General features: G+C 46.6%; 23 protein-coding genes and 1 tRNA gene. 22 read left to right on the plus strand and 2 right to left on the minus strand.

Annotated features, from left to right (window positions below; all coding sequences use genetic code 11):
- Nucleotides 1-81 precede the first annotated feature (81 nt).
- The 19 genes from WHS43_06735 to pyrF are packed head-to-tail and all read left to right on the plus strand — an operon-like array spanning nucleotide 82 to nucleotide 14,800.
- Entirely contained in the window at nucleotides 82-459 is a 378-nt protein-coding gene (locus tag WHS43_06735; GenBank protein ID MEJ5339334.1) for a hypothetical protein, read from the plus strand.
- 3 nt (nucleotides 460-462) lie between these two features.
- Entirely contained in the window at nucleotides 463-1,590 is a 1,128-nt protein-coding gene (tgt, locus tag WHS43_06740) for a tRNA guanosine(34) transglycosylase Tgt (GenBank protein ID MEJ5339335.1), read from the plus strand.
- Complete coding sequence (locus tag WHS43_06745) at nucleotides 1,541-3,340, plus strand: hypothetical protein (protein ID MEJ5339336.1); 1,800 nt, start codon at nucleotides 1,541-1,543, stop codon at nucleotides 3,338-3,340. Before tgt ends, WHS43_06745 begins: the two co-directional genes overlap by 50 nt.
- A 5-nt stretch (nucleotides 3,341-3,345) precedes the next feature.
- Nucleotides 3,346-3,717, plus strand: a complete 372-nt coding sequence (flgB, locus tag WHS43_06750) for a flagellar basal body rod protein FlgB (protein MEJ5339337.1) — start codon at nucleotides 3,346-3,348, stop codon at nucleotides 3,715-3,717.
- Complete coding sequence (gene flgC, locus WHS43_06755) at nucleotides 3,714-4,127, plus strand: flagellar basal body rod protein FlgC (GenBank protein ID MEJ5339338.1); 414 nt, start codon at nucleotides 3,714-3,716, stop codon at nucleotides 4,125-4,127. Before flgB ends, flgC begins: the two co-directional genes overlap by 4 nt.
- Nucleotides 4,118-4,399: a flagellar hook-basal body complex protein FliE gene (gene fliE, locus WHS43_06760; protein ID MEJ5339339.1), complete on the plus strand. Its 282-nt coding sequence runs from the start codon at nucleotides 4,118-4,120 to the stop codon at nucleotides 4,397-4,399. The genes flgC and fliE overlap by 10 nt, the downstream gene beginning before the upstream one ends.
- Before the next feature lie 3 nt (nucleotides 4,400-4,402).
- Nucleotides 4,403-5,908 carry a flagellar basal-body MS-ring/collar protein FliF gene (gene fliF, locus WHS43_06765; GenBank protein ID MEJ5339340.1) on the plus strand — a complete coding sequence of 502 codons (1,506 nt, stop codon included), beginning with the start codon at nucleotides 4,403-4,405 and terminating at the stop codon, nucleotides 5,906-5,908.
- A 2-nt stretch (nucleotides 5,909-5,910) separates the two neighbouring features.
- Nucleotides 5,911-6,870, plus strand: a complete 960-nt coding sequence (locus WHS43_06770; GenBank protein ID MEJ5339341.1) for a FliM/FliN family flagellar motor switch protein — start codon at nucleotides 5,911-5,913, stop codon at nucleotides 6,868-6,870.
- Between the two features lies 1 nt (nucleotide 6,871).
- A complete protein-coding gene (gene fliN, locus WHS43_06775) occupies nucleotides 6,872-7,249 on the plus strand; it encodes a flagellar motor switch protein FliN (GenBank protein ID MEJ5339342.1) in 378 nt (125 codons plus the stop codon).
- 23 nt (nucleotides 7,250-7,272) lie between these two features.
- Entirely contained in the window at nucleotides 7,273-7,827 is a 555-nt protein-coding gene (locus tag WHS43_06780; GenBank protein ID MEJ5339343.1) for a protein phosphatase CheZ, read from the plus strand.
- Between the two features lie 10 nt (nucleotides 7,828-7,837).
- Nucleotides 7,838-8,227: a chemotaxis response regulator CheY gene (locus WHS43_06785; protein MEJ5339344.1), complete on the plus strand. Its 390-nt coding sequence runs from the start codon at nucleotides 7,838-7,840 to the stop codon at nucleotides 8,225-8,227.
- 3 nt (nucleotides 8,228-8,230) lie between these two features.
- On the plus strand, nucleotides 8,231-9,154 hold the full coding sequence (locus WHS43_06790; protein MEJ5339345.1) for a methyl-accepting chemotaxis protein: 924 nt from the start codon (nucleotides 8,231-8,233) through the stop codon (nucleotides 9,152-9,154).
- Entirely contained in the window at nucleotides 9,154-9,939 is a 786-nt protein-coding gene (locus WHS43_06795; protein ID MEJ5339346.1) for a protein-glutamate O-methyltransferase CheR, read from the plus strand. The genes WHS43_06790 and WHS43_06795 overlap by 1 nt, the downstream gene beginning before the upstream one ends.
- The gene (cheB, locus tag WHS43_06800) at nucleotides 9,936-10,967 is read left to right on the plus strand and encodes a chemotaxis-specific protein-glutamate methyltransferase CheB (protein MEJ5339347.1); all 1,032 of its coding nucleotides are present in this window, start codon (nucleotides 9,936-9,938) and stop codon (nucleotides 10,965-10,967) included. The genes WHS43_06795 and cheB overlap by 4 nt, the downstream gene beginning before the upstream one ends.
- Nucleotides 10,968-11,468 carry a thioredoxin family protein gene (locus WHS43_06805; GenBank protein MEJ5339348.1) on the plus strand — a complete coding sequence of 167 codons (501 nt, stop codon included), beginning with the start codon at nucleotides 10,968-10,970 and terminating at the stop codon, nucleotides 11,466-11,468.
- Complete coding sequence (locus WHS43_06810; protein MEJ5339349.1) at nucleotides 11,465-12,667, plus strand: TolC family protein; 1,203 nt, start codon at nucleotides 11,465-11,467, stop codon at nucleotides 12,665-12,667. Before WHS43_06805 ends, WHS43_06810 begins: the two co-directional genes overlap by 4 nt.
- A 23-nt stretch (nucleotides 12,668-12,690) precedes the next feature.
- The gene (locus tag WHS43_06815; protein MEJ5339350.1) at nucleotides 12,691-13,527 is read left to right on the plus strand and encodes a cytochrome c biogenesis protein CcdA; all 837 of its coding nucleotides are present in this window, start codon (nucleotides 12,691-12,693) and stop codon (nucleotides 13,525-13,527) included.
- Nucleotides 13,528-14,136 carry an imidazole glycerol phosphate synthase subunit HisH gene (gene hisH / locus WHS43_06820; GenBank protein MEJ5339351.1) on the plus strand — a complete coding sequence of 203 codons (609 nt, stop codon included), beginning with the start codon at nucleotides 13,528-13,530 and terminating at the stop codon, nucleotides 14,134-14,136.
- Complete coding sequence (gene pyrF, locus WHS43_06825; protein MEJ5339352.1) at nucleotides 14,129-14,800, plus strand: orotidine-5'-phosphate decarboxylase; 672 nt, start codon at nucleotides 14,129-14,131, stop codon at nucleotides 14,798-14,800. Before hisH ends, pyrF begins: the two co-directional genes overlap by 8 nt.
- A gap of 2 nt (nucleotides 14,801-14,802) precedes the next feature.
- On the opposite strand, the gene queC is transcribed toward pyrF, so the two are convergent.
- A complete protein-coding gene (queC, locus tag WHS43_06830; protein ID MEJ5339353.1) occupies nucleotides 14,803-15,456 on the minus strand; it encodes a 7-cyano-7-deazaguanine synthase QueC in 654 nt (217 codons plus the stop codon).
- 7 nt (nucleotides 15,457-15,463) lie between these two features.
- A tRNA-Leu gene (locus WHS43_06835) sits at nucleotides 15,464-15,547 on the minus strand.
- Between the two features lie 379 nt (nucleotides 15,548-15,926).
- Between WHS43_06835 and WHS43_06840 the strand changes: the two genes are divergently transcribed.
- The 3 genes from WHS43_06840 to WHS43_06850 are packed head-to-tail and all read left to right on the plus strand — an operon-like array spanning nucleotide 15,927 to nucleotide 19,006.
- Nucleotides 15,927-16,931 (plus strand): hypothetical protein, encoded by a 1,005-nt coding sequence (locus tag WHS43_06840; GenBank protein ID MEJ5339354.1) that lies wholly within the window; start codon nucleotides 15,927-15,929, stop codon nucleotides 16,929-16,931.
- Nucleotides 16,928-18,313 (plus strand): helix-turn-helix domain-containing protein, encoded by a 1,386-nt coding sequence (locus WHS43_06845; protein MEJ5339355.1) that lies wholly within the window; start codon nucleotides 16,928-16,930, stop codon nucleotides 18,311-18,313. The genes WHS43_06840 and WHS43_06845 overlap by 4 nt, the downstream gene beginning before the upstream one ends.
- A 3-nt stretch (nucleotides 18,314-18,316) precedes the next feature.
- Nucleotides 18,317-19,006: an ATP-binding protein gene (locus tag WHS43_06850; GenBank protein MEJ5339356.1), complete on the plus strand. Its 690-nt coding sequence runs from the start codon at nucleotides 18,317-18,319 to the stop codon at nucleotides 19,004-19,006.
- The last annotated feature ends 2 nt before the right edge of the window (nucleotides 19,007-19,008 follow it).

The raw sequence follows: 19,008 nt of genomic DNA on the forward strand, positions 1-19,008 counted from the left end.
CATGGCGGTAATTTCTTACAATCTCCATAGGCTCTGGAGTGCAGGGATGCTATAACTTGCAACTTGCGTTATAATATTCTTATGGTCGGCACGCTGCCACCGGAAGTGGTGATGAAACTCCAGGAAAAGCTCGGCAGAGAGGAAGCCCTTGAGTTTATAAAAGCCCTTGATGAAAGCCTGAAAGAACTCAGCCTTCAGAGAAAGATTGAGCTCAAAGAAGAACTCACAAAAGAGCTCGTCACAAAGGCTGACCTCAGAGAAGAGATAGCCAAACTCAGAGAAGAGATAGCAAGACTTGAGGGTCAGATTGCTGAAGTGAGGGCAGAAACATCCTCTATAAAGTCCGAAATAAAGAGGCTTGAAAGCTACATAAAGATAGTCATCGTCCTGTTTCTAATAGCCATAGCCCTGTACAGTCCGGTGTTCTTTGAGCTTGTAAAGATGCTTGTTAAAATCTAAGGCATGTTTTCCTTCAGAATAATAAAATCTGATGGCAGTGCAAGGCTTGGCGAGCTTATAACTCCTCGCGGGAAAATAGAAACGCCTGTCTTCATGCCCGTTGGCACACAGGGGACTGTAAAGGCGATACTTCACAAAGACCTTCTGGATATAGGCACTCAGATTATTCTGGGTAACACATACCACCTCTATCTCAGACCAGGTGTGGAGGTTATAAAAGAGGCGGGGGGGCTTCATGCCTTTATAGGGTGGGGCAGACCCATTCTCACTGACAGTGGGGGCTTTCAGGTCTTTTCCCTTTCAAAAGGGAGGGGTGATGGAAGGTCAAGGGTCAGAGTGAGCGACGAAGGCGTGGAGTTCAGAGACCATATTGCGGGTGACCTTCATTTTTTTACTCCTGAAAGGGTTGTAGAGATTCAGGAAGCCTTTGGCTCTGACATAATGATGCCGCTTGATGAGTGTGTGGAGCATCCCACCACCTACGCCTATGCAAAGGTTGCCCTTGAAAGGACAATAAACTGGCTTGACAGGAGTATAAGGGCCAAGAGGAGAGATGACCAGGTGCTCTTTGGAATAGTTCAGGGAGCCTTCTTTGAGGAATTGAGGGTGGAATCCGCCCTGAGAACTGTGGAAAGAGGCCTTTTGGGTTACGCCATAGGAGGGCTCTCTGTGGGTGAACCCAAAGAAGTCATGTATGCGATGACGGAGATAGTATGCCAGCACCTTCCTTGGGAAAAGCCCAGATATCTCATGGGAGTTGGTATGCCGGAGGATATAGTGGAGGCGGTTGCAAGGGGTGTGGACATGTTTGACTGCGTGGCGCCAACACGCATGGCGAGAACTGGGACGCTCTTTACTTCAACGGGTAAGATAAACATACGCAACGAGAGGTATAAAAAGGACTTTTCACCCCCAGACCCAGAGTGTGACTGCTACACCTGCAGAAACTTTACCAGAGCATACCTGAGACACCTTTTCAATGCAGAGGAAATATCAGCATACATACTCAACACCATACACAATCTCCGCTACTATCACAGGCTAATGGAGAAGGTAAGAAGGTCCATAAAGGAGGGCAGGTTTGAGGAATTCAGAAGTTCATGGCACAGGTCCTATAGCTTACAGGCCTGACTTTCTTGCAAAGAAAGTTCTTGTCCTTATGATGGTTTTCCTGCTTTCCTTTTCTACAGAAATGGAGAAGGAAAATATAAGATTGGCTCAGACATACTTTTACAGAGGATACATAGAATACGAACAGGGTAATTACGGGGATGCAATAGCGGAGTTCAGCAGGTCCTTTCTTATGGACAGGCAGGGATACTATGGTGAGCTCTCTTACCTTTACATTGGCATATCTTATGCTAAACTCTCCTACAGAAAGGGCAGAAGGGAAGGAATTCTCTCCGCCATAGCTTATCTCAACATGTATCCTTACTACTACAAGAAGCCCACCTACCTTTTCCTTCAGCGTGAGTTTATAGGCGATGCGTATATTTTCATGGGTTTTTACCCCAGGGCAAAAGATGTATTTTTGAGCCTCTACAGAGATACTGCCAGGGATGACTACCTGCTGAAGTTTCTTTACGCCGATTCCCTTTCTGGTGGCCAAAATAGCCAGCTTCTTAACAGGATAGACCCAGAGGCACTCGTAGAAAAAAAATACTTTTATCACCTCGTTAAGGGCTTCTATGCCTTTAACGCAGGCAACTACTCAGAAGCACTGAAGGAATTATCTGAAGCTCGCAACCTCAACAGGTATCTGGAAGAGGAGCCTGAGTTTCTATACAGGTATGCGGTAAGCAGTTTTATGAAGGAAAACTGGAGAAGTGCAATCTTTTACTTTGAACAGCTTGATAGAAAGGATATATACAGGAAATACTCTGACTCTGTCAATTACTATCTTGCTCTCATATACCTCTTAAACAGAAACTATGCGGATGCAAAGAAGAGGATTGAAAACCTCACAGAATCAAAGACTCTAAAAACAAGCCTTCTTCTCTCCCAGCTATGGCTTTTTCCAGAGTTTCTTGAAAAGTATGATAGAGATTTCAGGAACTACAGAAAGATTCTAAAGGACATAGCCTGGACTTATCTGAACAGCGTATACTCGATTCCAGCCTTTCTTGGCATATACTACTACTCTCTGAAGGAAGGAAAGTTAGAGGACAGAGACCTTTTAAGGTTGAAAAGGCTCACACTGCCTGGGGATATTGTCTTTGAGGACATTAGGGTGAAGTTAGAGCCCATGTTGTCCACTCTGCAGAGCCTTATGTCAGAGGTAAATCCCTATGGTAAGGAGGCAAACTTTCTGATAGAGCTATACGGCGTAAACCCTGAAAATTATGCTCTCCTCTTTGGATACGAGAAACTGGCAAGGGCTGTGGTTTACACGGGAGACCTGAAGCTCAGAGACATCCCTGCAAAGCTGGAGGAACCACTGAGAAGCTTTCTCCTGGGTCAGATTTTACTTCTTGAGGGGTCAGAGGAGGGACTGAAGATGGTTGAGTCCTCGCTTGGAAGGCTGACAGGTGAGGACAGGATGGAAGCTCTCTTTATAAAGGGCATATACAGGAAAGACATAAAACTTCTTGAGGAGTTTCTTTCTCAGGAGCTTTCAGAGAGGCTTGCACCCTACTCAGAGCCTGCCCTTCTGGAGCTGGGTGATTTTTACTACACAAGAGGGCAGTATGAAAGGGCAAAGCTTTACTATCGGAGATATCTGGAGAAAGCTCAGGAGGGAGACCTTTACTGGCTTGTTGCCTACAGACTTGCAAAAGCTGGTGAGTTGACAGGGGATGTGGAGACAATAAACTGGGTTGTAAAAAAGGCTGAGGGGAAAGATAATATTATAAGCAGGGTTATAATTATTTTCTGGGGGTGAAGAAGATGGATATTTTTAAGGGAGCGGACAAGGTGATACCTTTTCTGAACTATGCATGGAAAAGGCACAAGGTAATCCTCAGCAACATAGCCAACTCAGACACCCCCAACTACAGGACAAAGGATGTGGCTTTCAACCTTGAAGAGGGCGGCAATCTGAAAACCACACAACCACGCCATATAAAACCCGCGGCTTCTGGAGATTTTAAAGTCTTTGAAGTCAGGAAAAGGCTTGTGGGTAACGACCTGAACGATGTAAGCGTGGAGGAAGAAATGGCAAAGCTCAGCCAGAACAGGATAGCCTATGAGGTTTACATGCGTTTTGCTACAGGAAGCCTTGAAAAGCTGAACAATGTGATAAGGGAGGGAAGACAATGATGGACCTTTTCAGAACCTTTGATGTGTCCGCAAGTGGAATGCAGGCTCAGAGAATAAGGTTCAATACCGTTGCCAGCAACCTGGCTAACTTTGAATCCTACAGAATCACAGGTGAACCCTTTAGAAAGTTAGAGCCTGTCTTTGAAGCGGTTGAAAGGGAAGAGGATATTCAAAAAGGGCGGGTGCCTGTGAGGATCAGGGAAATAAGGGAGTCTGATGAGCCCTTCAGGGTTGTCTTTGACCCCACAAACCCAAGAGCGGACGCAGAGGGATTTGTTAGGCTTCCCAATGTGGAGCTTGTTAAGGAGATGGCAGATATGATATCCGCCATGAGAAGCTACGAGGCGAACCTCAACGCCTTCAGGACTACAAGAGAGATTGCACAGAGGACGCTTGAGCTATGGAGATAAGAGCTGTAGATGGACTTTTAAAGCAGAGACTGAGCCCGCAGAGGGGTGAAAGGGGGGATTTTCTGCAGGAGCTTGGCAGGTTTGTTCAGTGGGTCAATAAAGAGCAGCAGAAGTCTGACAGCATAAGGGAAGCAGTCCTCAGGGGTGCTGAGATTCCACTCCATCAGATGGTTATAGAGTTTGAGAAGGCGAGAACTGCCCTTAACCTTCTTATTCAGGTCAGGAACAAGCTCCTTGAAGCCTTCCAGGAGCTAAACAGAATGCAGGTTTAAAATATGGCGGACATAAGGGAAACGTTAAACAACCTGAAGGACAGATTTACAGCACTCTCTACCGCCCAGAAAATAACCCTCATAGCTGTGCCAGTCCTCGTTCTGGGTGCTCTCATAGCCATAGCAACCCTCGCCACAAAGCCCAGCTATACTGTTCTCTATTCCGGTCTCTCTCAGGAAGACATGTCTGCAGTCATGGCTGAGCTTGATAAGGAGGGACTGAGTTATAAAGTGGGACAGGATGGAAGGAGCATACTGGTTCCAGAAAAGCAGGCAAGGGATATAAGGCTAAAGCTGGCGGCTAAGGGCATACCCAGCAAGGGGATAGTGGGGTATGAGGTCTTTGACAAAACGGGCATAGGAGTCTCAGATTTTCAGAATCAGGTAAACTTCAAGAGGGCTGTGGAGGGTGAGCTCTCAAGGACAATTCTGAGGATGGCGGGCATTGATGATGTGAGGGTAAGCATAGGCATGCCACAGAAGTCCATATTTCTAAGGGAGGAAGAAGAACCAACTGCAAGCGTCTTTATAAAGCTAAAGCCGGGTCATGAACTTACTCCAGAACAGGTAAAGGCAATAAGGAACCTTGTTTCTGCAAGCGTTCCGAGGTTAAAGCCCAAAAACGTGGTGGTGGTGGATGATAAGGGCAGGGACCTTACAGCCATGCTGGAGGATGCGGAGGACTTTGCAAGAGATAGAGAGTTGAGGCTCAGGACTGAGTTTGAAAGGAGGCTTGAGAGGGAGGTGCAGAGAGCTCTTGAAGAGGCTTTAGGCTTTGGTTCTGTAAAAGTTAAAGTCTCTGCAGACCTTGACTTTACAAAAAGAGAACAGAAAGAGGAAATTTACGACCCGGACATGACCGCTGTTGTCAGCCAGCAGAAGAAAAAGGAGAGAACCACCACCGGAGGGGTTGCAGGCGTCCCAGGTGCACAGGCAAACATACCACCAGGCACCGGTGCTGCAGCTGGGGCAGGTCAGGTGCTCACAGAGAGGAGCGAGACCATAACCAACTATGAGGTGAGTAAAAAGGAGGTTTACAGCGTTGACCCGCTTATAAAAGTCAGAAGGCTCAGCGTGGGAGTTCTTGTGGATTCAAACATAAAAAACCTTGACCTTGAAAAGGTTAAAAGAATAGTGTCTGCATCCGCGGGGATAGACCCTCAGAGGGGTGATGTGATAACCGTTGAAGCAATACCATTCCAGAAGCCACCCTTTGAAAAACCTGCACCGGATTACGAAGGGTATATAAAGCTCGGACTTCTTGCTCTTCTGGTAATTGTGATGAGTATAGTATCCCTGCTCATCTTGAGGAAAATCCTCAAGAAGAAGGAAGTTACCACGGTTCCTGCCCTGCCCGGAGTGCCAGCCCTTGAAGTTATAGAGGGTGCTGAGGAGATAAGAATGAAGGCGGAAAAGGTCGAAGCTGTGGAAGCGATTGTCAAAACTGCTAGGGAAGAACCAGAAAAGGTGGCAAAGATAATCAAAGGATGGTTAAGGAGTAAAGGTTAGATATGGCAGATGAGCTTCTCAGTCAGGAGGAAATAAACCTACTTCTCAAAACCCTTGGCAAGGAGGAGGAGAAAAAGGTTGAGGTAGAGGAGGAAAGGGTAAGACCCCTTGACCTTTCCCTTTTTGAACACATATCAGCCGGGAGAATCCCTGGTCTTGAGCTCATACTTGAAAGATGGATAAATGGACTGAGAAGGGGTCTTGCATCCCTGGTGGTCACCATCCCAAGCCTGTTTAAAGAAAGCCTGAGCACAACCAGGTTTGGAGAATTTACCACAAGACTACCAGTGCCCTGTGCCATAGGTCTTTTTAACATTGAACCCTTAAGGGGAACGTGCCTTCTGGCAATAGACCCCAAGCTAATATACATTGTGGTGAGCAGTGTATTTGGTGGTAGTGCAAAGCCTTACAAGATAGAGGGAAGGGATTTTACGCGTATAGAGACGAAACTGATTCAGAGGCTTCTGAACATATGCTACCAGGAGCTGGAGATAGCGTGGAGCACGATTATGGATGTGAAGATAAACCCTGTTGGCATAGAGACAAATCCAGCTCTTCTGACCATGTATCGTGCAAAGGAGAAGTTCATACTTCTGAAACTGGCAGTGGTGATAGAGGGCAACGAAGGACACATTCAGCTGGCAATACCGGAAAGTTCCATAGCACCTTACAGGGATATGTTAAAGGGGTCGGCAGATATAAAGAACAGAGAGCTTGAGGGAACCATTTTCAAAAGCTTTCAGAGAGTCCCATTAAGCATTGAAGTGGTCCTTGGAAGGGTAAACCTTAGCTTCAGGGAAGTGCTGGAACTGAAGGAAGGTGACCTGATAACCCTTGACAAACCTCTCAGGGAGGCTCTTGAGGTGAGAGTCCAGGGCAAGCCCAAGCTTCTGGCTTTTCTTGGTCAGCTCGGCAGCAAAAAGGCAATAAAGATATACGGACATCTTGAAAAGGAGGACTGACATGGAAGATGAGAAACAGGAGAACCTGGCAGACATGTGGGCGGAGGCTCTGAAAGAGCAGGAAGAGGCATCAAAGGGCTATCAACAGGAGCAGAAAGAAGAAACAGAAGTTGAGGTGTCCGACAGGCTAAGAAAGTTTCTGGACATACCTCTTCAGGTTGAGGTGATCGTTGGTTCGGCAACTCTGACACTGGGTGAGCTCCTTCACCTTACACCAGGCTCCGTGGTGGAGCTTGAGCAGAACGTGGAGACCCCAGTAGACATAAAGGTAAACGGAAAGCTGATAGCAAAGGGGGAAATAGTCATAGTGGAAGACAGGTTCGGAGTCAGGATAATTGACATAATAGCAAGGGAAGAGAGGATAAAGAAAGTTGTATAATACGAGGGGGAAGAGAAATGGCTATGGAAGATGTTAGACAGCTTGTCAGGGAGTTGCTGGAGGAGGTAAAGAGCCTTGAGGCAAAGCTGGATGAAGTTGTAAAGCCCCTTGAGGAGACGTCAAGCACCCTTCCCATGGCAAGCGGTAGTCTGGAGGATGTAATAAGGTTTACAGAACAGAGCGTTCATCAGATAATGAGCATAATAAACGAGCTTATGAAGGAGCTAGAGAGGGTTCAGGAAGACGTGGACTTCCTTCTGAGCCTAAACCCTGTGAGTGGTATAAGGTCAAGGCTTGAAAGCATAAGGGAGAGGTCAAAAAAGCTCTCTGAGCTTCTACTCCAGGTCATAACCCTCATGTCTTTTCAGGACCTTGCCAGTCAACAGATAAAAAAGGTAATAGAGGCTCTGGAGGATATGAAAAAAACCATACTGAAAATCGTGCTTTCTTCCATAGAGGCTTCCTCTCTTTCCAGCGAACAGAAGGAAAAAATCGTGGGCAAGGCTACGGAAATGCTCACGGGTGATAGAATATATCAGGAGGATGTGGATAGACTTCTTGAAGAGCTCGGGCTTTAGGAGGTAAAGCATGCCGCCGAAGGAGGCAAGGTTTCTCGTGGTTGATGATATGAGCACCATGAGGAAGATAATAAGGACAATACTCAACCAGCTCGGTTATACAAGCGTGGAGGAGGCAGAGAACGGCAAGGAAGCCCTTGCAAAGCTGAGAGGGGGTAACTACGACTTTGTGCTTCTTGACTGGAACATGCCAGAAATGGATGGCCTCGAGACCTTAAAGCAGATTAGGGCAGAAGAAAAGCTCAAAGGAATACCCGTTATAATGGTGACAGCAGAGGCAAAGAAGGAGAACGTGCTTGCGGCCATTCAGGCTGGAGCAAACAACTATGTGGTAAAACCCTTTACACCAGAGACTCTTAAAGAAAAGATAGAGAAGGTCTGGACTGCCATAAAGGGTTAGAAGATGTTTTGGAAGAGAGAAAAGGAAGAGGAAAGGCTGAAGGATGAACTGGAAAAACTCAAAAGGAAAGCCGCCCTCTATGAACTTGCCCTTAACCATGTTTCAGAAGGCGTAAGGGTGGAGCTGGATGGGGAGGTAATTTTTGAAAAAGGACCAGAGGGTGAAGAGGTAAAAATTTCTGAAGGTGTCAGCATATTCAGGAAGGTAGAAGAAAGAAAGCAAGCAGAAGAGTTCCTTCCAGACCTTACGGAGACACTTAATCCTATCCTTGAAAGGGCTCAACACATGAGGGAAACCTTTGAAGAGACTCTTAAGGAGTTTGAGGACGTTTACAGAACACTTATAAATGGGCTTGAGCTCATAGGATACATGTTTAAGAAGCTGGAAGAAGAAACTCAGGACATGTACAACATGAAACAACTGACCGACGAGCTAAGAGAGAAATCAAAATACATAGAAAACATAACAAGAATAATAGAAGGCATATCAGAGCAGACAAACCTCCTTGCCCTCAATGCTTCCATAGAGGCTGCAAGAGCCGGGGAACAGGGAAGGGGCTTTGCGGTGGTGGCGGACGAGGTGAGAAGGCTTGCAGAACAGGTGGGTAAAATGGCAGGCTCTGTGGGTCAAACGGTTCAGGATGTGGTGAATACCATACAGGAGGGATACAGGAACACGGAGCTGGTTCATGAGGACTTTGAAAAGGTCAGAGAGGCTGTGGAAAGGATAAGGGAAATGCTTCACAGAATTGCTTCAAGTATGGAGGAGACATCTGCGAGTATGAGGGAAATATCCACAAACATGGAAAGCCTTGAAGAGATAGGCAACAACAACGCTACAGCTTCTGAGGAGGTGCTCTCAAGAATGGTGGAGTTAACGAGAAGGGTGGAGGAGACCAGAAGGAAAATAGAAGAACTGAGAGGTTGATGGATTTTTCAGAGGTTTTAAGGCTCATAGAAAAGAGGACAGGTATGATGGTCTCAGCGAGTAGATTAACCAGGTTAAAAAGACTATACGAGAAAAACAGAGAGCTTTTTATGAAGCTGGAATCTGCGGACGTGAGGGAAGACAGCTGGCAGAGAGTTATAGATGCTATAAGCGTGCAGGAAACCTATTTTTACAGAGACGGGGAAGTTTTTGAATGCATAAAAAACTCCATATTTCCTGAGATTTTTAAAAGGCTCATGGAGGATGTAAAAATATGGTCTGCGGGGTGTGCCACAGGTGAGGAAGCCTATACCATTGCCATGCTTGCAGTGGAGTATCTGGGTATGATGGGTTATAGGGTGCAGGACATCAGAGGTAAACTCACAGTTCTTGGAACTGACCTGTCTGTAAACGCTATTCAAACCGCAACAAAGGGAGTATACAAGGATACACCAATGGGCTCTTTTAGAAAAAGCCCCTCAAACCTTCTGAAATACTTTGAGGTAAAGGAGGGAGGCTATTATCATGTAAAGGAGGAAATAAAAAGGCTTGTGGAATTCCGTTTTCATAACCTGATGGACGAGCCACCCTTAAGGGATGCAGACCTGGTAGTTTGTAGAAATGTGCTTATATACTTCAGCGATGAGGCAAGGGAGAGGGCGTATGACAATCTCACAAAGGCTATGAAGAAGGGGGGTTTTCTGGTAATGGGTCCTCTGGATAACCCAGACAGAGGGCTTGAAAGGCAGGTCTGTGAAAGGCTTATCTACTTCTACAAGCCATGAACAGGATAAGGGTTCTTATCGTTGACGATTCCAAATTTATAAGGATGGCCCTAAGGAAGGCCCTTGAGGGGGCTGAAGATGTGGAGATTTTAGGAGAGGCAAGGGATGGGGAGGAAGCTGTAAGGTTTGCCCGTCAGCTCAAGCCTGACCTTATAACCATGGATATCGTAATGCCGGGCATGGACGGCATAACTGCAATAAGGGAGATACTGAGTTTTATGAATGTTCCGATAATAGTCATAAGCGACCATACCACTCAGGGTGCAAAGGTGACTTTTGAAGCCCTTGACGCTGGTGCCGTTGACTTTATACCAAAAGGCTCAAAGGAGCTAAAGCTGGACCTTTCAAGGCTAAGTAAAGAGCTGATTGAAAAGATAAGGATATACGCAAGGAAGGAAGGTTTTTCAAAGAAGGTCTTTTCCACAGAAATAAAGAGGGAGAAACCATCCCCGCCTGGTGGGTCGGTTGACATGGTGGGAGTTGCATCTTCCACAGGGGGTCCAAAGGTGCTACCAGTGCTACTGAAAAGCATGGGTCCACTACCAGTTCCCGTTTTGATAGCTCAGCATATACCAAAGACCTTCAGCGCAAGTCTTGCGGACTGGCTGTCAAAAGAAACCCAGCTCGTGGTAAAGGAGGGCTATGATGGAATGGAACTGAGGGGGGAGCTTTTTGTAGTCCTGCCTGGTGGTAGCAACGGCCTTGTAGAAAGGCATGGAAGCAGTTATGTTTTGAGAGTTAATAACGAGCCAGACACTATAATAAAGCCTTCTGCGGATGTGCTCTTTAAGAGCATGGCTGAGGTAGCGAGAAATCCCATTGCTCTCATCCTCACTGGCATGGGGAGCGATGGAACCGAAGGTGCCAAAGAACTTATAAGGAGAGGATTTACCGTAATCGTTCAGGAGCCCTCCACATGTGTTGTCTGTGGTATGCCTTGTTCTGCCATAGAGGCTGGGGCTTATACTTATATAATGGCGGTGGAAAATATGGGTAAGAAGGTGAAAGAGCTGTGCGGAGGTGCTTAAATGCGAGCTCTTATGGCTTTAGCTTTACTTCTTATACCCCTGACAATTTTCTCCGCAGAAGCTATACCCTTTTTAAAGCCCTCCTTCCTTAACCTCAAAGAGGACTTTGAAGATGCAAGGAAGGAGAACAAGCTCCTTTTCATCATGTTCCATCAAGAGGGTTGTCCCTTCTGTGACAAGATGAGAAGAGTGACCTTTCAGGAGAGGAGGGTTCAGGAATATTTTACAAAGCACTTCTACATGGTTGAGATAGATATAAGAGGAGCAAATGAGGTAGTGGACCTGGATGGCAAAAAGCTCACAGAAAGGCAGTTTTCCCTGAAGCATGGCGTCAGACTGACTCCCGTATTTATGTTCTTTGACCAGGAAGGCAGGGTGGTGGCAAAGGTGCCCGGCTACATAGAGCCTCAGGAATTTATACTCATAGGTAGGTATGTGGTAGAAGGACATTACAGAAACAAGAATCTGGTGCAGTTCCTGAGAGAAAACAAGGGAAGATGATAGCCCTGATGATACTCTTCTTATGTGGTCTTTCCTTCTCTCAGGAAGTAATAACCCTTGATTACAAAAAGGTGTATGAGCTTGCACTCAAAAACAACAGGGAGCTTCAGAGGCTAAGGCATCAGATAAATGCCCTTGACATAGACTATCAGCTGGCACAGAAATACTACCTTCCAGTAATCTACGCCGGAGCATCTCTGCTCTATGACTTTGATAAGAGGGACACAAAGACAGATGTGAACCTTACAGTAATAAGCACCCTCTACGAGTTCCAGCGGACAAAGTCAAGGATAGAGCTCTCAAAAATAAGGAGAGATGTGGCACAGCTTATGCTACAGCAACTAAACATGGATATACAGCTGAGGATAATAAGGCTCTTTGTAGAAGCCCATCTATACAGGAAACTTACCGAAGTAAAGAGGGAAGAGATGGCAATAGCCTATGTGCGTTTCGACAGGGCGAGGGAGAGAAGGGAACTAGGGCTCGCCACAGACCACGAAGTTTTCAGGCTTGAAAGCATCTACAGGGAAAAGAGGGCAGAACTCTTCTATGCACAGCATATGTATAACCATACCCTTCTTCAGATAAAGGAGCTTGCGGGCATACCTTACGAAACATTAATTCAACTTGAGGACCTTCCCTCAAAGAATTTGGAAAGGCTCTTGGAACCTTTCCCGGAACTAATGAAGGAGGCGCTCCAGAGAAACACGAGCCTGAGAGTAAAGGACTTAGAGCTTAAAGGTTATGAAGAAGACATAAGAGTTGCAAAACAGGTAATATCACCAAGGCTTAACCTGAGAATATCCACAGACAGGAGCGGGATTGAGCTTTTCACACCCATCTACGACGCAGGCAGGCAATACAGAGTTGACTATTTTTCCTCACTGAAGAGGTCTGCCCAGGCTGAAAGAGAGAGCATTGAGGCAAACATTAGGCTGATATTTTCCTCCGCACCCTACGAGTGGGAGTTCCTCAAAGCCAGACTTACCGAAGCTCTCACAAAGGACAGGTATGCTGAGGAGAACCTTACCCTTAGAAGGTCTGAATACGAGCTGGAGCTTGCCTTTGACCTTGGCTATGCCATGGCAGAGAAAAGCGAGGCGGAAAGACAGGTTATGGAAGCCCGCTACAGATTGATACTCTTCTGGGCAAAGCTCCTGAGCCTTGCGGGGCATGAGCCCTTCAGGGTTCTGGAGTAATATATTTATGATGGAGGTTTGTTATGAATGAAGTATCTCTCTTTATAGCCTTTACCGCAGGACTGCTATCTTTTCTTTCTCCCTGCGTTCTGCCCATAATCCCAGGGTATATATCTTACATATCAGGTATTGGAGCACAGGAAATAAGGGAAAGAGGTGGCTTTAGCCAGAAAGCATTTATTGCCTCTGTCCTTTTTGTTGTGGGCTTTTCTGTTGTTTTTACGCTGATGGGAGCAACCGCCACGGGTATAGGCGGGCTGCTGAGAGAGTATCAGGATTACATAGCAAGGATTGGAGGTGGTCTTGTAGTGTTCTTTGGTCTGCACTTTGCAGGGGTTTTGCTGAGACCAAACTTTCTGAAAGAGCTCGCAGGCGTGTCTGCCCTCATACTTGCCCTGTTCTTTCTTGGTATAATGCCTCAAAAAATTCTCTTTGACCTTCTTGGTATTATACTGATAGTTGCCTTTCTTTACTTCTTTGGACTACATGAAACACTATACAGACAGCTCAGAAGGGAAATGAAAGGCAGTGTTTCTGGCTTTGGTGCCCTTCTCGTGGGGATGCTCTTTGCCTTTGGATGGAGTCCATGCATAGGTCCGGTGCTTGGCTCAATCCTGCTCTACGCAAGCCAGCAGGAAACTGCACTTCAGGGTGCAAGCCTGCTCTTTGCCTACTCCATGGGTATGGGTATTCCATTCCTTGTTGCTGGCGGTCTTCTCTCAGCCTTTCTTGGTTTTGTAAAAAGCTTTGGAAAGTTTTTCGGTATAGTGGAGGTTGTGGGTGGAGTGCTTCTTGTGCTTCTGGGCCTTTTGCTCACTACTGGCAAGCTGGCGGAGATATCCCTTCTGTTGGGTGCTTAGATGCTCCTTCTCGTTGACTACGGAATGGGAAACCTCAGGAGCGTTTCAAAAGCCCTTGAAAAGGTGGGCTTTAGCGTTAAGATAAGCTCGGAGCCTGAGGATGTAAAAAGTGCGGACATTCTCGTCCTTCCGGGGGTGGGTGCCTTCAGGGATGCTATGGAAAACCTCAGAAGGCTTGGGCTTCTGAAGGAAATACTCAGGCACATAGAGAAGGGAAAGCCCTACATGGGCATATGCCTTGGACTTCAGCTACTCTTTGAGAGAAGCTACGAGTTTGGAGAGACTGAGGGCTTTGGGGTTCTTGAGGGTGAGGTAGTTCTTCTGCCCACAAAGGTCAAGGTGCCACACATAGGATGGAATCAGCTCTGGAAAAGGAAGCACTCTGATATACTTGAGGGTATAAGAGAAGGAGAATACTTTTACTTTGTTCATTCATACCATGTTTTACCAAGAAGGAGTGATGTGGTGCTCACCACTACCGATTACGGTGTTGACTTTGTCTCCTCCGTGGAGTATGCAAACATCTTTGCAGTCCAGTTTCATCCAGAAAAAAGTCAGAAGGCAGGGCTAAGGCTTCTTGAAAACTTCAGAAGGAGATTTTATGGCTAGGCTGTGCGTGGCTCTCGATACAAACCTTCAGCAGGCTAAAGACCTTGTAAAGGCTCTCAGGGGCTATCCGGTTATCTTCAAGGTAGGCTACAAACTCTTCATCTGCCATCACAGGGCCATAACGGACAGCATAAAGGAGGAGGGCTTTGAGCTCTTCCTTGACCTCAAGCTACACGATATTCCCAACACTGTAAAGGAAGGGGTCCTCTCTGCAAAGGACCTGGGTGCAGACTATCTGACCCTTCATGCCTCCTCTGGCAGGCAGGCTCTCAGGTCTGCAGTGGAGGTAAAAGGGAGGCTGAAACTGCTCGGGGTAACACTGTTGACGAGCCTTGGGGAAGAGGATTTCAGGGACATTGGACTTTGCAGGAGCAGAGAGGAGCAGGTCTTGCAAATGGCAGAGCTTGCCCTCGATGAAGGTCTTGATGGAATAGTCTGTTCTGGTAAGGAGGTAGGCTATCTCAAGGAAAAGATACTCAAACCTTTTCTTGCGGTTGTGCCCGGTGTGAGGCTTGAGGGCGAGCCTGCCGAGGACCAGAAGAGGGTGGTAAGCCTTGAAGAGGCCCTGCAGGCTGGTGCTGACATTATAGTTATGGGAAGGAGCATACTGAGGGCGGACAACCCGGTGAAGAGGGTTGACGAAATACTTCTCAGGCTCACATAGAATTAGCAGAGCACACCTGCCAGTCTCAAAGCCTCTTCCCTCTGCAGGCATGTGGCACAGACCCCGCAGGGCGGCTCCGTTCCCATGTAGCAGGAGTAGGTCTTTTCAAAGGGAACTCCAAGCTCTTTTCCAAGCCTTGCTATGTCTGCTTTGCTCATTCCCAGAAAGGGTGCGTATACATGAATTCTTCTCCTTGTCTTTGCCACATGGGCTGAGCCTGCGTTTATGGCTGATTCCATGGCAGCTATAAACTCCGGTCTGCAGTCGGGATAGGGGGTGTCAAGAGCATGCACCCCTATGGCTATGTGCTCTATCCCAAGGCTGTCGGCAAAAGAGCTGGCAATAGCGAGAAAGACCAGATTTCTCATGGGCACGTTAGTGGCGGGCACCTCTTGAGTGTATTCTCCTCTCGGCACCTCGGGTCCTCCCTCAAGCAGGGCTGAACCCTTTATCAGTCTGTAGTGGGGCACTTCTACGATGATATGCTCCCTCACCCCTGCAAGCCATCCCAGCTCCTCTGCGTATTTGAGCTCTACCCTGTGTCTCTGTCCGTAGTCAAAAGAAAGGGCATAGACCTCTTCAAACTCCTTTCTGCACAGCCACAGGAGTGTGGCACTGTCCATCCCACCAGACAGGAGAACTATAACCTTTTTCATAGCTCTATGCCGGAGGCGGGAGTCGAACCCGCACGCCCTCACGGGCGGGGGATTTTGAATCCCCTGCGTCTGCCAGTTCCGCCACTCCGGCTGAGGATAAAATTATATGCCATGGAAAGATGTAATTTTGCAGAAATTCTGCAACAACCCCCCTCTCTCAGAGCCTTAATTATAAAGCACTTGACGAATTTCTGAAAAATTTTTTGAGGGTGTTTTTAAAGTTTTTCAGAAATTCTGCAACACTCCCGCATTTTCTGAAAGCCTTGCTATTCCTTACTTTTCTGCTTTCTATGACTTTTTTAGGTCTGGCAGATTATATTAACAATCTCAAAGAATACAAAAAATTCTCGTCGCAAGAAAAATTTGTATTCTCCCTCCCCCCACCAACCCCCCCTCGCATTCTCAAAGATTATGCAAAATTGCAATCATTGCAAAAATGCATATTCTCCTTCCCACCCTCCCGTGAAGTTTTGAAGCTCTTCTCAGACTGGCTTGAGACTATAACTCCAGAGGACAGAGACCTTATCAGAAAGTTTGAAAGCTTTGTGCGTCAGAAAGCACAGGAAGAAGGCTTTGAGATAGAAGGTGAGCCAGCCCGAGTTCTTGCCGAGCTTGTAAAAGATACCAGCGAGACTATGCGAAGGCTATTAGATGCAGGGGTTGACAGCTGGGAAGTAGCAGAAAAAGCCCTGACAGGGCTTCAGTTCATGCAAGAGTTGTCAGCAAGGGCAAAGAGAGTATGGCTGGAAAAGGCTAAAAGAAAATGGGAGGAGCTAAGGCAAGAGCAACACAGGAAGAGGATACTGGAAGAGTTAATCCTGCAAAAAGCAGAGGAGACTTTAAAAGATTACAGATACATTTTCTCAAGCTGGAATAATCTGGCACACGAGCTAAGACGCTACAACGAGCTTAGGGAGGTGGTGGAGAGTGATATAAGAGAGGTTCTCATAAAGCATGCGGACAGGCTAACGGAAATATATAACCAAGTCCCCGAAGTTCCAGAGGAAGTATTTTGGGGGCTTGTGGAGGATGTTCTGGAGGACTGGACAACAAGGACGGTAAGCTTTGAGGAAGCAAGGGAAGAACTATATAAGAGAGGATACAGACTGCCATACAGCCTTTACTCGCAGTATGTAGCAAAAAGAAATAAACAATTAGAAGCCGTATCTTCTTCACCCCCCTCCTCCTCTGAATTGGCAGGCTCCCAGCCTGCCCTTTCTACAGAGCCTGACTGGTCTGATTGGGGCGGTCCAGAGTGGAAGGAAGCAGAATCATCTAAAAGCAAGAAGTCTCAGAAGCCAGAGAAAGGTTTTGACCTCAATAAGGAAATAGACGAAGCCATAGAGCTTGCAGCCACGGCTCTTGCAGTATATCTAACGAAGCTCTCTCCAGACGAATGGGAGGAATACGTGTGGAAGCCCTTTACTGAGAAGATGATGTCGCTTTTAGAAAGTGTAAGAAGGAGACACAGATGAAGCTAAGGGCAATACAACTTTACCTGCAGGGTTTTTCTGTATCACAGATAGCAAAACTCCTGAAGCACAACAGGGCAACGATATACAGATGGATAAAAGGCTTGCCACAGAAGAGGAGGGGAAGACAGAGGAAAGTGCGTGAGATACCAAACGAGCTTATAGAGAAGCTTAAAGCCTTGCTGCTTGATGTTAACGAAGAAAAAGGCAGGAAAAGGACGCATTCTCTCAGACGAATATACCACCTTCTGGAGCTTGATTTAAGGCTTGTAGGCATAAACTCTCTTGCAAGTTTTTACAGGCTTGTGGAAGACTTCGTAAAAAGTGAGTGGGGAAGTTGGGAAAGGTTAGAAGTTGCAAGGAGGGGAATTAAGGAAGCTCCGAAGGTTTCGAAGGGTAAAGTGCAAAGAGAAAAGGGCTTGGTGGAGATAGACGCAACGGGCTATGTGTTTGCAGGAAAGCAATGCTCTATCCTCTTTGCTCTTGAGCTTTACTCCATGAGGATTTTGGGCTTTTACACGGTAGAAAACAAAGAAAAGAATGCCACGCACTACAACAAAGCCTTCTCCAGTCTCGATGTTGCTAAGTTTATGTTTCAGTTGTTTTTAAGACACGGCGTCCCCAAGGCAGTAAAAACGGACAATGAAAAAATTCCTACCTCTGAACATATCACAAGGGCTTTGAAAGAACTCGGAGTTGAAATTCGCAGGACAAAGCCTTATCAGGCAAACCAGAAGCTTATAGAACGGGTCATCAGAGAGCTAAAAGACATAGCAAGAACTATCAAAGCAGGGAGTATAAACGACCTGATAAGTCTTGCGATAAACACATACAACCGCACTGCACACAACTTTGAACACTTCCAGAAGCCAGTTGCACCTGCAGAGGTTGAATTGCAAGGATTTAGTGAGGTAGACGAAGGCAGACTTCGCAAAGCCTTTGCAGAGAGGTTTGAGAGGACAATTCGCAATCACACCATCACAATAGACAACCTGAGATATGAGTTTTACTTACCGCAGGAAGAAAAAGAGCTTGGCAGAGATAAGAACGCTCCCAGAGTCATATGTCTGCGGGACATAGAGGACATAACAAAGCTTGAGGTGTATGCTTCCTCGGGAGAGTTTCTCGGCTATGCAAGACTTGTATCAACCGAACTGCCTTCACTTGACCCAGTGGAATACAAACAGCATAAGCAGAAAAGTAAGAGGGTGGAGAAGAGGGAGGAGAAGCTACGGGAGGAACTTCGTGAGTTACAGGAAGCCCGTATATCTGAGACGCAAGAGGAAGACATTCTTTGCTTGCTATCAAGCCCTGCTCCAGAGCCTGAGCCTCAAGGGGTTCAGGAAGAGGAGTGGGACATTCTAAAAATTTACGAAGGAGGGTAAAACATGGTGCATGCAGAACAGGTTTTAAGAGGAGTAGTTAACACGCTCAGGCAGATAAGAGAGCAAACAGGCTCACCCGTGCATGCCCTCGTATGGGGTGTATGGGGCAACGGCAAGACTTTTTCTGCAAAAGCTATTGCAAGAGAAAACAGAGATGTGTTTTACTACAAAGTGCCAGCCGAGGAAATTACAGCGAGCAAACTGGTAAAAGGCATAAGCCTTGCCTGCGGGGCTGGTATGAGGCAGACGAAGGAGGCTACTCTTGACCTGTTAAAGTTCACCATAGCCACACTACAAATCAAGCCAATCGTCGTTATAGATGAAGCACAGAGGGGTTTAAAAAGAGCATTGCTCCTGAACGAGCTAAAAGACCTTGCAGAAGACACAGACACACATCTTAGCTACATTTTCCTCGGAGACCAGAGCCTGCCAAAGGTTGTGCAGTCTACTCCTCATAGCATATACAGGAGAGTGGTTATCAGAAAGGAGCTTGAGCAGATAACAAAAGAGACAATAGAGCATGCACTGAGAGAGAAGAAAGTAAGCGGAGATGTGGAGGTTTTCTACAAACTCGCGAAGGACAGAGGCTGGACAACTCTGGATATCTATTTTATCGCAAGCATCCTTCAGAAGCTAAAGGCGGAAGCTACAGAGGAAAACATCATAAAAGCATCAAAAACCCTCGGGAGGTAGGC

It is taken from the genome of Aquificaceae bacterium, assembly GCA_037481935.1.
Taxonomy (GTDB): Bacteria; Aquificota; Aquificia; order Aquificales; family Aquificaceae; genus Pampinifervens.

Excerpts from the sequence above, each read along its gene's own strand:
- fliN (MEJ5339342.1), top strand. The coding sequence starts at position 6,872 with ATGGAAGATGAGAAACAGGAGAACCTGGCAGACATGTGGGCGGAGGCT.
- tgt (MEJ5339335.1), top strand. The coding sequence starts at position 463 with ATGTTTTCCTTCAGAATAATAAAATCTGATGGCAGTGCAAGGCTTGGC.
- WHS43_06810 (MEJ5339349.1), top strand. The coding sequence starts at position 11,465 with ATGATAGCCCTGATGATACTCTTCTTATGTGGTCTTTCCTTCTCTCAG.
- WHS43_06845 (MEJ5339355.1), top strand. The coding sequence starts at position 16,928 with ATGAAGCTAAGGGCAATACAACTTTACCTGCAGGGTTTTTCTGTATCA.
- WHS43_06790 (MEJ5339345.1), top strand. The coding sequence starts at position 8,231 with ATGTTTTGGAAGAGAGAAAAGGAAGAGGAAAGGCTGAAGGATGAACTG.
- fliF (MEJ5339340.1), top strand. The coding sequence starts at position 4,403 with ATGGCGGACATAAGGGAAACGTTAAACAACCTGAAGGACAGATTTACA.
- WHS43_06735 (MEJ5339334.1), top strand. The coding sequence starts at position 82 with ATGGTCGGCACGCTGCCACCGGAAGTGGTGATGAAACTCCAGGAAAAG.
- WHS43_06785 (MEJ5339344.1), top strand. The coding sequence starts at position 7,838 with ATGCCGCCGAAGGAGGCAAGGTTTCTCGTGGTTGATGATATGAGCACC.
- flgB (MEJ5339337.1), top strand. The coding sequence starts at position 3,346 with ATGGATATTTTTAAGGGAGCGGACAAGGTGATACCTTTTCTGAACTAT.
- pyrF (MEJ5339352.1), top strand. The coding sequence starts at position 14,129 with ATGGCTAGGCTGTGCGTGGCTCTCGATACAAACCTTCAGCAGGCTAAA.
- hisH (MEJ5339351.1), top strand. The coding sequence starts at position 13,528 with ATGCTCCTTCTCGTTGACTACGGAATGGGAAACCTCAGGAGCGTTTCA.
- WHS43_06770 (MEJ5339341.1), top strand. The coding sequence starts at position 5,911 with ATGGCAGATGAGCTTCTCAGTCAGGAGGAAATAAACCTACTTCTCAAA.
- cheB (MEJ5339347.1), top strand. The coding sequence starts at position 9,936 with ATGAACAGGATAAGGGTTCTTATCGTTGACGATTCCAAATTTATAAGG.
- WHS43_06795 (MEJ5339346.1), top strand. The coding sequence starts at position 9,154 with ATGGATTTTTCAGAGGTTTTAAGGCTCATAGAAAAGAGGACAGGTATG.
- WHS43_06805 (MEJ5339348.1), top strand. The coding sequence starts at position 10,968 with ATGCGAGCTCTTATGGCTTTAGCTTTACTTCTTATACCCCTGACAATT.
- fliE (MEJ5339339.1), top strand. The coding sequence starts at position 4,118 with ATGGAGATAAGAGCTGTAGATGGACTTTTAAAGCAGAGACTGAGCCCG.
- queC (MEJ5339353.1), bottom strand. The coding sequence starts at position 15,456 with ATGAAAAAGGTTATAGTTCTCCTGTCTGGTGGGATGGACAGTGCCACA.
- WHS43_06850 (MEJ5339356.1), top strand. The coding sequence starts at position 18,317 with ATGGTGCATGCAGAACAGGTTTTAAGAGGAGTAGTTAACACGCTCAGG.
- WHS43_06815 (MEJ5339350.1), top strand. The coding sequence starts at position 12,691 with ATGAATGAAGTATCTCTCTTTATAGCCTTTACCGCAGGACTGCTATCT.
- WHS43_06780 (MEJ5339343.1), top strand. The coding sequence starts at position 7,273 with ATGGAAGATGTTAGACAGCTTGTCAGGGAGTTGCTGGAGGAGGTAAAG.
- flgC (MEJ5339338.1), top strand. The coding sequence starts at position 3,714 with ATGATGGACCTTTTCAGAACCTTTGATGTGTCCGCAAGTGGAATGCAG.